At 39.9% G+C, this 11,447-nt stretch carries 11 protein-coding genes; 3 read left to right on the top strand and 8 right to left on the bottom strand.

What is annotated here, in order from left to right; translation table 11 throughout:
• Positions 1 to 214 precede the first annotated feature (214 nt).
• Positions 215 to 2,140 carry an asparagine synthase-related protein gene (locus XEN7305_RS01605; RefSeq protein WP_006507571.1) on the bottom strand — a complete coding sequence of 642 codons (1,926 nt, stop codon included), beginning with the start codon at positions 2,138 to 2,140 and terminating at the stop codon, positions 215 to 217.
• A 141-nt stretch (positions 2,141 to 2,281) separates the two neighbouring features.
• Between XEN7305_RS01605 and XEN7305_RS01600 the strand changes: the two genes are divergently transcribed.
• Genes XEN7305_RS01600 through XEN7305_RS26290 form a run of 3 tightly spaced genes read left to right on the top strand, consistent with a single transcriptional unit; the run spans position 2,282 to position 5,553 of the window.
• A complete protein-coding gene (locus tag XEN7305_RS01600; protein ID WP_006507570.1) occupies positions 2,282 to 2,881 on the top strand; it encodes a sulfotransferase family 2 domain-containing protein in 600 nt (199 codons plus the stop codon).
• A gap of 9 nt (positions 2,882 to 2,890) precedes the next feature.
• Positions 2,891 to 3,688 carry a hypothetical protein gene (locus XEN7305_RS01595; protein WP_006507569.1) on the top strand — a complete coding sequence of 266 codons (798 nt, stop codon included), beginning with the start codon at positions 2,891 to 2,893 and terminating at the stop codon, positions 3,686 to 3,688.
• Positions 3,685 to 5,553 (top strand): sulfotransferase, encoded by a 1,869-nt coding sequence (locus XEN7305_RS26290; RefSeq protein WP_006507568.1) that lies wholly within the window; start codon positions 3,685 to 3,687, stop codon positions 5,551 to 5,553. Before XEN7305_RS01595 ends, XEN7305_RS26290 begins: the two co-directional genes overlap by 4 nt.
• 96 nt (positions 5,554 to 5,649) lie before the next feature.
• On the opposite strand, the gene XEN7305_RS27280 is transcribed toward XEN7305_RS26290, so the two are convergent.
• From XEN7305_RS27280 to cobW, 7 genes are all read right to left on the bottom strand, one after another.
• Positions 5,650 to 6,222, bottom strand: coding sequence for a PqqD family peptide modification chaperone (locus tag XEN7305_RS27280; RefSeq protein ID WP_006507567.1), 573 nt, complete (start codon positions 6,220 to 6,222; stop codon positions 5,650 to 5,652).
• 166 nt (positions 6,223 to 6,388) lie between these two features.
• Positions 6,389 to 7,411, bottom strand: coding sequence for a TIGR03032 family protein (locus XEN7305_RS01575; RefSeq protein WP_006507566.1), 1,023 nt, complete (start codon positions 7,409 to 7,411; stop codon positions 6,389 to 6,391).
• Between the two features lie 221 nt (positions 7,412 to 7,632).
• Positions 7,633 to 8,154, bottom strand: coding sequence for a phage tail protein (locus tag XEN7305_RS01570; RefSeq protein WP_006507565.1), 522 nt, complete (start codon positions 8,152 to 8,154; stop codon positions 7,633 to 7,635).
• A 122-nt stretch (positions 8,155 to 8,276) separates the two neighbouring features.
• Positions 8,277 to 8,804 (bottom strand): phage tail protein, encoded by a 528-nt coding sequence (locus XEN7305_RS01565; protein WP_006507564.1) that lies wholly within the window; start codon positions 8,802 to 8,804, stop codon positions 8,277 to 8,279.
• Between the two features lie 45 nt (positions 8,805 to 8,849).
• A complete protein-coding gene (locus tag XEN7305_RS01560; RefSeq protein ID WP_006507563.1) occupies positions 8,850 to 9,335 on the bottom strand; it encodes an N-acetyltransferase in 486 nt (161 codons plus the stop codon).
• A gap of 4 nt (positions 9,336 to 9,339) precedes the next feature.
• A complete protein-coding gene (locus XEN7305_RS01555; RefSeq protein WP_006507562.1) occupies positions 9,340 to 9,867 on the bottom strand; it encodes a phage tail protein in 528 nt (175 codons plus the stop codon).
• Positions 9,868 to 10,188: 321 nt separating this feature from the next.
• Entirely contained in the window at positions 10,189 to 11,223 is a 1,035-nt protein-coding gene (gene cobW, locus XEN7305_RS01550; protein WP_006507561.1) for a cobalamin biosynthesis protein CobW, read from the bottom strand.
• Between the last annotated feature and the right edge of the window lie 224 nt (positions 11,224 to 11,447).

Raw genomic sequence — 11,447 nt, 5'->3', positions numbered from 1 at the left:
CAACGTCAGTTCGACGAATTTTCCTTTTGATTAAATTTCCCAAGTTGAACCACGAATTAATAGGCTTTTCCCTAGACCCCCAAATCCCTAAATCCCCAAATCCTTATTCAGAACCAGTAAATTTTGTACTTATCGAACTCACGTTCATTCAGCACAGACTATCTAGTAATTAATAGTCTACAATTATCAGTCTAGTTTAACTTTTTATCAGATATTAAGGAGCAATTGGAGTTGAGGAAAGTTGATTTAGCCAGATAGAGAGAAAAGTAGTGCTGGCAATTATTTTGGCTTCGCGCCTTCTTTCTTGCCAGGGTTTTTCAGAAGTTAAAAATTGTTGATAATTATTTTTTAAAGCTTTCAGATCGACATATTTAGCTAATTGCGATCGCTCATCAAATAAATATCTCTCAATCAATTCTTGCTCATTGCGTGCCATCTCCGGAATAATAAAACCATAGAAATCCACTTTATCCTTACGCTGACAGACTTGCCTCGGCAAGATACCCTTCATCGCGCGACGCATCACACCACGACCCATGCCAGCTTCATTTTTGAGATGAGCTGGAACAGCTAAACAAAGTTCTATTAATCTTCTGTCTAGGAAAGGATGACGCAGTTCAATGCCATTAGCACTACTAATAAGCTCGATTTGTGCGGTACCCACCTGCATATTATCTGAGATAACACCTCGGAAGTGATTTAGGTAAACCGAGGGTAGATAGGCAGACTGATAATCTATTTCTCGTTTCATTAATTCTTCTAAATTTATCTTTTGGGCAAAATCGGGATTGATCGTAGAGTTTTTATCTTGCCACTTACGACTTACTAATCTCTCACGTAACAGATTTTTACGATATAACTTGAGAGAATTTGGGTTGACCAGTTGATGATTAATTAAATTGTCTAAGGAAACCTCAGTGAAATTTTTACCTTGAACAAGCTGAAAGACAAATTTGTTATGTAGTTCCTGCCAATTATCAGATTGCACTTGATAGGGATAGTCTATTCCATGAGAAACAATAGTATCACCATCATGCCCAGTTAAGAACACTCTTGCTCCTTGATTCTTAACTGAGTTGATTGTTGCCAAAAACACTGCGGCAGTAGGCATTTGCAGCGGCCGATCAAGCCAGGAAGCGACTATCTTTGCAGAACTAATGGCATCTTTTACGAGAACAGATTGATGACTAAATCCACCTTGAGCCAACACAGCATTGACATAAGCTGTTTCATCGGTTGAGGTCATGCCGCAGTCGGCATAGATAGTGGTTAAAGATTCGCGATTTCCTAAGAGTTTTTTGGCGACACAACTAACGCTAGAAGAATCTAAGCCCCCACTGAGAGCAGAAACTAAAGGATAGGCACTGCGTAAACGACAAGCCACAGCCTGAGAAAATCTTTCTCGAAAAGCTTCGATATAATCTTGATCGCATTTTAATTCACTTTGGATCTTGCTGGCCGCATCATGCCAATCCCAATAAGAATTTAATCTTACGCCTTTATCATCAACTTTTAGCCAATGTCCTGGCGGTAAATGTTGAATATTGTGATAAAAACTATCAGCTTTATAGGCACTAAAACCACCAAGCTGGGCTAGAAAAAGACCAATTTTTGCTTCGTTTACTTGACAAGAAATACTGGGTAATTCCAGTAATGCTTTGGCTTCTGAGGCAAAAGCAAAAAAACAACCAGAATAGTAATAATAGAAGGGTTTAACACCCATTGTATCCCTGGCACAAAATAGTTTTTGTTTTTGCTGATCCCAAATCGCGAAGGCAAAATCACCTATTAATTTTATAGGGCAGTCCTCTCCCCATTTTTGATAGGCAGCTAAGATAATTTGACTATCGGTAATTATGCCCTCTGTTTTTAATCGTAATACTGAAAGTAATTCTTCTCGATTATCAATGCGAGCTTCGGCTGTTAAGATAAGATTACTTTTGCGATCATGTAAGGGCAGCCTTTCTTGCTTAGATTCTGGGGTCGTAAAGAGCAGACGATTAACTAATCCGATATTTTTTTTGTACCAAATATCTCCAGCATCAAAACCTCGATGGGCGAGGAGATAAAACATTGATTCGAGATCGGCATATTTTACTGGTTGTCCATTCTGATAATAGATTCCCGCGATCGCACTCATGAGCAAATTTTAGCTTAATATCTACAGTAAACTAGGCAATTTTTGCTCTTATGTCAACTTTTGAGGAATCAATAAAATCTTAAAAACGTCACTATAATGAAGATTTGGAGATTAAGAAACACGGACAAAGGAGAGCAATTAATGATCATATCTCATTTATATAAATACGTGTTTCTGCAAATACCAAAAACCGCAGGAACCAGTATATGCAAAGCCTTGGCGCCCACAAATCCTCAATGCATTGGTCAAACCAAACATCATATTATTCCTACAAAAATCCCCCCGGATTATTTTGTCTTTACCTTTGTCAGAAATCCTTGGGACAGAATATTATCTTACTATCTATTTCGAAAACAACCTTTAAACTTGTTTCGTAAATCCATTCACCCCGACGAAAGGATTATTCCCTTTATTGAATGGTTACAGCGATTAGATGATTTTAAAAGCTACGAGTATATCAATCCTGCATATCATATTGCGATTCAACCACAGATTGAGATTATCAGAAACTATGCTAATTTTATTGGCAGGTATGAAAATTTGGAAGGAGATTTTGCCACTGTCTGTCGAAAAATCGGGATCAAAAATCACCTCTTTTTGGGTCATGAAAACCCAACGAGAATCAAAAAAAATTCCTATCAAGAATATTATGATTTCCCAACTCAAGAAATAGTAGCTAATTTATATAAAAAGGATATTGAGCATTTTGGCTATAGATTTGAAAATTTGTCTGTGAGTTAGAAAACTATCATGTCTACTGGAGTTGTTTACGTTGCGATCGGCGAAAAATCTCTTGATGAAGCATGCCAATCAGCAGCCAGTCTCAAGGCAAAAATTCCTGGCGTCCATACAACTATTTTCTGTAACAAAAAATTTGTTTCCAGCTATTTCGATAACATTCAACTAGTAGATAAAAAGCAATACAGTCGGGAACTCAAGATCATGTATTCGTCCATGTCCCCCTATGATCAGACTTTGTTCCTCGATACGGATACATATATCTGCGAGGATATTAGTGAATTATTTGAGCTATTGCCAAGATTCGATATTGCCTTAGCCACGGCTGCAATTCGTCATTCGGTTATGAGGCGGAAAACTGCTGGGCATTTAGAACAATTTATGAAGCAAATACCTGCTAGTTTTTCCCAGCCCAACGGGGGTTTAATTTTATTTAACAAGTCTCCAGAAATTTACCATTTTTTTGCCAACTGGCTAGGTTTACAACACCGCAACGAAAACATAGCCCAGTCTCTAAAAGAAACAATAGGAGATCAGCCAGCTTTGCGAGAAGCTCTTTTCCATAGCAATTTACAGATTTTTAACTTAGCTCCAGAATACAATTGCCGACTTGTTTTTCGAGTTGGCTATCTTCAGGGAAAGGTCAAGATATTACATGGTAGACACCCAGATTTACCAGGTTTGGCTAAAGCATTAAATTCAGACACTGCACCGAGGGTTTTCTTTATTAAAGATAATACGGTTACAGTAGTGGCCGAACATCGCACTAAATTAGATTATCAAGTCCATCAACTGAATGGGGAATCATGAAGCTGGAAAAAGAATTCTACCATCTACCTTTTCGCTTTGATGTCGCCAAACTACAACAAGAAATCTCCCAGTTTAAAGCAGCAGACTGGGGTAAACATCCCCAAGATTTTGCTAATAATACTGCCATTCCCCTGGTGTCTGTCGGCGGCGAGATCAATGACAGTTATGGGACAGATGGACAAATGGCAGCTACTCCCTATTTGCAAGCTTGTCCCTATATCCAGCAGGTGATGAAAGCGTTCAATATCCCAATCTCCCGCAGTCGCCTGATGCGTATCGCGGGGCAAGCAGAAGTTCCGGTCCATAGGGATAAATACTTTCATTGGTTTCGCAGAATGCGGGTTCACATACCCATTTTTACTAATCCTCAAGTGCGCTTTTTTTGTAATGATAAATCGGTGCATATGGCAGCAGGGTCAGCTTGGATTTTTGATAATTCTCAGTTCCATTGGGTGATTAATGAAAGTAGAGCCGATCGCATTCACTTAGTCATAGATATTAAAGGATCAACCGATGAGCTAAAAATTTTGTGCGATTCTGCTCCTCGCTACTTTCCATATCTTGTTGAGGATACGGCAAGCATCGCGATCGAAACTTACCGTTTTGAAGTTCTCACCCCCAAAGAAATCAATAGTTTATGCAAAAATATTCTCAGTTCTGTTCCAGAGTTGGAACCTCAGATCAAACAATTTTGTCGATCATGGCAAGTAGTATTTAACCAGTTCGGACATAGTGACAAGGGAGAATTAGCTTATCGTAGTTTAATTTGGCGGCTGCGTCGTTGTTTACAAAAAAAAGAACTAGGAGAATCTGGCAAACTAGCTTGTACTACTCTTGCTTCGATGTTGCCCAAACCTTCCTTTTCTAGGGCTCAAGTTTCCTCACCACAAAGAAATGTGGCTTTGTTCCCAGATTTGGATGCTTGCTATCAAATTGCGGGTGAATTCGATTTGAATCAACATCATAACTTCAGAGAAAACCAACAAGCAGAGCAGTTGTTTCGTCTGAGAAAATTATTTAGTACGCCCATAACACCAACTCAAGCATGGCAAAATCTAGATTCATCATGGGATCTTGGGGAAACGAAATTTACCTTGCAGCTTCAAAAACTCATGAGTATGGGTTTGTTAAAGGAGAAGATCACGCCACCAGAGTTTATCCGACCAATTTTTATTGTTGCTGCCTCCAGCTCTGGGAGTAGCTTGTTATGTGAAACTCTATCCCAGTTGGAGGATTTGTGGACATTAGGAGGGGAGAGTTGTTTTATCGAAAAAATACCAGAACTTCACCCTCAAAATTATGGCTATGCATCTAATTGTCTTACAGAAAAGGAGCTTAACCCGAAGATTTCTCGGGCTCTGCGTCAATTTTTTACCGAGAAGCTATGCGATCGCGAAGGGATTTCTTACCTGCAATTTCCACTCAAACAGCGCCCCAATAAATTACGCTTTCTAGACAAAACTTCGAAGAATGCTTTACGGATACCTTTTCTCAAAGCTTTGTTTCCTGATGCTCTATTTATCTATCTCCAAAGAGAACCTATTGCAAGCATTAAGAGTATCATAGACGGATGGCGATCGCGCAAATTTATTACCTACCGCTCTCTTCCTGGTTGGTATGACTGGGGATGGAGTTTTCTACTGACTCCTGGATGGTTATCCTTAAAAGGGTCTTCGGTGACCGAGATTGCTACTTATCAATGGCAAACAGCGCAAGACTATATTAATCAGGACTTAGAGGCTTTGCCTTCATCTGATTGGTGTACAGTTCAGTATGCCGATCTTATAGCCAATCCTCAGCAAGTTATTACCCAAATTGCTGAATTTGCCGGACTTGATCCCAACCAAAATCCAAACAATAGATAAAAGAGCACAGAAAAAAATGAGCATTTCCGCACTCCTGGCAATTTTTTGTATTTTCAGTGAAGCATAAGAATATAGGGAACAGAATCAGAAAATTTCTTAGTAAGGATATTCATTAGTATAGTCATCTCCTGAGCCTGGATCATCTAGTCCCGTGACAGCTGCGTCCTCATCCAATTGACCAGCTGGAACCGTATCTTCCGCTTGAGCAGGAGGGTCAAAATTCAAGTTTCCATCAAACACTCCCATTTGAGCATCAGCTCCGCTACCTCCACTACCATGAACTAAAGTTGCCATCGTGCCATAGCTGGCCAGCGCAGGAGTTGTCCAGACTTCTTTAGCTTCTGATGTTGTCTGTTTTATTTCCTGAACAGGTTTTTCCGCTGCCATGTTGTCCTGACTAACTTCGATTAACTCGATCGCCGAGAGTTCGTTTAGTAATGACAACAAATCCGACTCACATTTTTGCTCATCTATTTCGTACTTATTCCCCAACGAGATTACAATTTCGCTAACAGATTTTGGCTCTTGAATTAAATTCCAGATCTCAGCTCCTACTGCATTAAGGCTGTAGTAAGCCTCGGATTTTAGATTAAGAATAACCACCTCTTGCTCCAACTTGGAGTATCTTTGTTTAGAAGAGGCCACGATTATAGAATTTGTATTTATCATAGATTTCTAATCTTTGGTTAGTTGAGCATTAACTAGCACAAAAAAATATGGATTTCCTTTTGCGAGTCAAATTTAACAAAGAAATTCATAATGGTCACTAGGGGAAAGTAATAAGTAATGAGCAATAAGCAATAGTAATTTGGGGTAAACCTGGTCCTAATTGACCTTAATCGGGGAAAATTGCCAAATTTTTTATCTGTTTCGATCCATGACTAATCATTTCAGGATAACGAATGCCAGGCAAAATTTTAACATCAGAAATTTCTCGAACTTTGTCTTGAAACTGCAAAAAACTCATAGCAAATCCTGTATTGATATCTACTATCCAAACCCCAGAAGAACGCTCTTCTAATCTTTCTGTTAAAGGAATATTGCTAAATATTTTCTGTTTGCGTGTTTGGGAAAGTCCCACAAAAGCAAATGGCCCATAAAAATCTAACCCCCGAGTAAAACCTGGAAGTTTCACGACCGTTTCAATCTTTCCTGTGTCTAGGTCAACCGTTACCAGAGAACCATGACCCGATTCCAATAACCACAGACGACCATCATACCAACGAGGAGAATGGGGCATTGACAAATTTGCCGCAATTATTTCTTTGCTTTCCACATCTATTAAGACTCCACCATGGGCCTTGTTTTCCCGCCAACCATCTTTGCTATCTGCGATCCCAAAAGCAGTTACATATTTAGGTTTATTATTTACAATGCTTAAACCGTTGAGATGACAGCGATCTTCTTTGACAATGCGACTAATAAATTTGGGTTGCCAGCGAGGACGAAAATTATAGTCTGGGTCGAGAGTACAAAGACAGGAATAAGCTGTATTGACAAACCATAGCTCATCATCTGCATAACCCATTTCGTGAACTTGAATCCTACCCGTTACATAGTAATTGCGCGGAGCATAATAGGCATCATATTGATCTTGAAGTGACGGTGAATTGCGTAATTCCCAAATACCCAAATTTGTCCCAACTGCCAGCTTTTCGCCTTTAGTTGCCAATCCCATTGGTTTGTCAAACGGACAAGATATCATCTCCATCTTGTCATCCTTCACATATAGTGTGATGAGTTTATGGGCTTGATAGGTTGCAATAACGAGAGAAATTCCTAGTTTATGGAAAATATAGGGAAAAGCGCCAGAGTATTGGCTTTTTATCAGGTTTTCTTCTTTTTCAGTAATAAGCAAGGGCCATCATTCTGTTTAGCAAAAATTTCGGGAAAATTATTTTTGTTGACTTTTCGGTAGCAGTCTAACTTATGAGCCTGAAGAATGGCTATATCTTGTTTCCCAACACAGACAACTCCAAGAGTAGATCCGCGGCGAAAAACCCTACCCAGAAACAACCGAGTAAGGCTGAGAGTAAATATTTCGTGCAAATCAAAAAAAAATTGAGATTAAGGGGCTTTTTACGGTTGGGAAGGGAAAACTCCTTCCAAAGCAATTATAAAATTAACAGCCAAATAAGGCTGCATGTTGTCATGGCTGCTACCACCGCCTGCGTCGCCAATACTATTTGTGCTCAGATTCACTAGAGAAGAAGTGACGGCATCTATATATATAGGCTGATTAGGTCGTGATAGCACTGCTCCTGTGGGATTAACGCTGTTGTCAGCATTGTTAGTTCCTGTCAGCTGATGACTATGGGGAGCAATTTCGCTTGTACTGAGAGTAATATTTTCTGCACCACCCACTTGACCAAGGGGATGATTGGGAAGACCAGGCCCTTGCCCCGCACCAATAGCACCACTAAGTTTAAGATTTGGTAAAGCAAAATTCGTTCTGCCATCCCCACCATAGATTGTGCCGAGAATAGAAAACAAAGCGCTATACTGTGATATCTGGAGGAGTGTCCCGTCGCAAAAATGCCAACCTCTGGGGGCAAAGTTGCCAGCAAATATGTTAATCTCACCGATATATGGCTCGCTCATAATTAATGTTCTCCTAAATTTTCAAAAAAAATTAACAGCAATTCTCTTAACTTCCCCTTAAAAATTCTAGGGAATTGAGAAATACAAACCTCGACAGATCGGCCATGCCGACTTAAAAAAAATTAATTCCTAGGAGGAAATACTCCATTCACGCAAATTATGTAATTGCAAACTAGAGAAGGTTGCCTATTTTCATGTCCTTGACCACCGCCCGTATTGCCAATAGCCCCGGCATTCATATCGACAAGATTAGAGGTGTTATCACTATAAATGTTGGGAATAGAAGTATTGCCTGATGTATTGGCGACAACTCTATTATTAGGGTCTGGGATATTGGCATCAGTTGCAGCCACGTTCATTCCTTTCAATGTATGGGTATGTGATGGGATCTCGTTAGTGCTGAGAGTAACATTTTCCTCTCCACCATCGACGCCCAGACTAATACCGGTACCAGGATGAATAGCAACACGGCTTCTAAGATCAGGCAGAGCAAAAGTAGTTCTGCCATCTCCACCATAGGTTGTGCCGAGAAGAGAATATAAAGATTCATTGTTATTAATCGGCAAAATTTGACCGTTGCAAAATTCCCAATCTTTGGGGGCAAAATTCCCAGCAAACCAGACAACTTGAGCTAAAAATCCTTCACTCATAATAAATTTCTCCCGATTACTTAATTACTTATTACTTATTACTTATTACTTTCTTGAGGGCAGCCATTCCATCAAAAAATGAATACCTTGCTCACTAACTTTCGAGAAACCCAGACGTTGATATAGTCTAAGTGCCCGATTAGATTGTCTTACCTGAAGACGTACAGGTTTGAGCGCTTGGGTAGCTTCAGCCAAGAGTTTTTGGATCAGAAAACGGCCAATACCCTGATTACGGTATTGCGGCAGTAAGGCAATATCAGCTAGGTGGATTGCTGTTTCACTCCTTATGACCAACATGGCTCCTACTGCAAGTCCCTGAATGAGAATAATCTGATACTTGCAGCCAGGAAACTGGTTTCTGTAGCTAGCTTGTTGAGCCTGAAACTGCATTTTCAGAAATGCCGAGCTTTGCTGAGCATCCCAACCCCAAGCATTGAGCTCTTCTACCCTAGTACTGGCATAAAGCTCGAACAAAAACCCCTGGTCTTCTGAGACACTATTTCGACAAGATAAAGAATCCCATTTGACCATTACTTTAATTTCGAGTCGGGTAAACTCCGACTAAAGCAATGATGTAGTTGAGAGCAAGAAAAGGTTGTAGGTTGGAATGGGCTTGAGAACCTCCCGTGTTGCTAATGGCTTCAGAACTCATGGAGCGGGCATCAAAGGTCCCAGTGCGATAGATTCCCGTGGCGGGATCAGCTAAGAGTCTTCCCGTTGGCTCGCCTGAGTTGGCTGCTAGGTTATCACCTCTCAATTGATGAGTATGGGATGGCAGTTGATTTGTCGTTATAGTAACTGTTTCCACACCAAATTTTTGGCCCAAAGAATAGGTGGTTAGACCAGGAGCACTACTAGAGCCGTTATGGACAAAAAAACGACCTCTAAAGTCGGGCAAAGCAAAAGTAGTCCGCCCATCCCCACCATAGATAGTGCCGAGAATGGAAAACAAAGCATCATTTTGCGATATCTGAATAAGTGCACCGTTGCAAATTGCCCAACCTACTGGGGCAAAAGTACCGGCAAACAAGGTGACTTGACCGATAAATGGATTTGATGACATGGTAATATTTTTCTCCTGCTTAGTTTCTGAGTTGAATAATCACTTCGTGATTAACTATTAAGCTGGTTAAATCTCTTGACTTACTTTTGTTACACTGTGTTTTCAGAAGCAAGTCAAGAGATTCGATGATTGACAATTCGAGTTCTCCAAGGTAATGCTATTACTTGCTGCTCATCTTATCTATTTAATTTTTGACAATATTAACTATTGTTTATATTTGGTTACGAAACAATTACTAATACTTAATTTTTGGGCTTTTTAGGTTAATTTATACTAATTTAGGTAAATCTTTTAGTCTAGGTTATGTTGGTGAAATTACATTTACGCATTCATGAACATATTGATAGACTCATCGGTCAAATTTCGTCCAATAAAGACTAAACGAGTTTGACGAGTTTCTTCGGTTGACCAAAGACGATCATAAAAAGTATCAAAACGATTGCCCACTCCTTGTAAAACTAAACGCATAGATTTATCAGGGACAGACACAAAACCCTTAATACGATAAATTTCTTCTTCTTGGACAAGTTTTTGCAGTTGTTCGGTTAATGATTTGGGATCAAAAGCGCGATCGCAGATTAATTCAATGGAGTTTATATCATCATCATGATCATGTTCTGCTTCATGGTCATGGTGGGAATGGCGACTATCAAGATTATCTTCTACCGCAGCATTAAACCCGAGGAGAATATCAGGACTAATTTCTCCTTCATTGCAAGCAACAATTTTTACCCCGGAAGGTAATTCACTGTTGATGTAGCTGGTCACTTTTTCTAAACCATCATCATTTACCAAGTCAGTTTTGGTTAGTAAAACAAGATCCGCGCAACCGAGTTGATCTTCAAACAATTCTTCGAGGGGGGTTTCATGTTCTAGATTAGGATCTGCTTGCCGTTGGGCTTCTAGGGCTTCGAGATCTCCAACCATAGTTCCTTCCGCCAAAGCTTTGGCATCGACTACAGTTACTACTCCATCTACTGTTGCCGAGTTACGAATTGCCGGCCAACGAAATGCCTGCACCAGTGGTTTGGGTAATGCTAGCCCAGAAGTTTCAATAACCAGATGATCGATTTTATCCCTGCGTTTAAGCAATTCTTGCATGGTGGGATAAAACTCCTCTTGCACCGTGCAACATAAACAGCCATTGGTCAGCTCAACGATATTGTCATTGGGGTTATCTTCTTCATCGCATATTTGACAAGAGCGCAAAAGCTCTCCGTCAATGCCAATTTCTCCGAATTCATTGACTAAAACAGCGATTCTTTTGCCTTGATTATTTTGTAAAAGATGGCGTAATAGGGTCGTTTTTCCCGCACCTAAAAAGCCTGTGATGACGGTAACAGGAATTTTATGCATAATCTTAAATTGAGTAATAGGTAATAAGTAATAGGTAATAAGTAATGGGTAATGGGTAATGGGTAATGGGTAATTCCCAACTATCCAATATTTCTCGTTTAAAGATTGACTTTAAAAACCTAACGATTTGGGATTTGGGGTTTTAGGGGTTTGGGGAATAATAATAGCTAGATTTCCCTAATTCCCTACATCCCTATTTCCCTAAGCGAGAAGTATTGCCCAAC

It is taken from the genome of Xenococcus sp. PCC 7305 (assembly GCF_000332055.1).
Classification (GTDB): domain Bacteria; phylum Cyanobacteriota; class Cyanobacteriia; order Cyanobacteriales; family Xenococcaceae; genus Xenococcus.
Note: the sequence above shows the minus strand (reverse complement) of the source record. Positions and strands in the feature narration are given on the sequence as shown.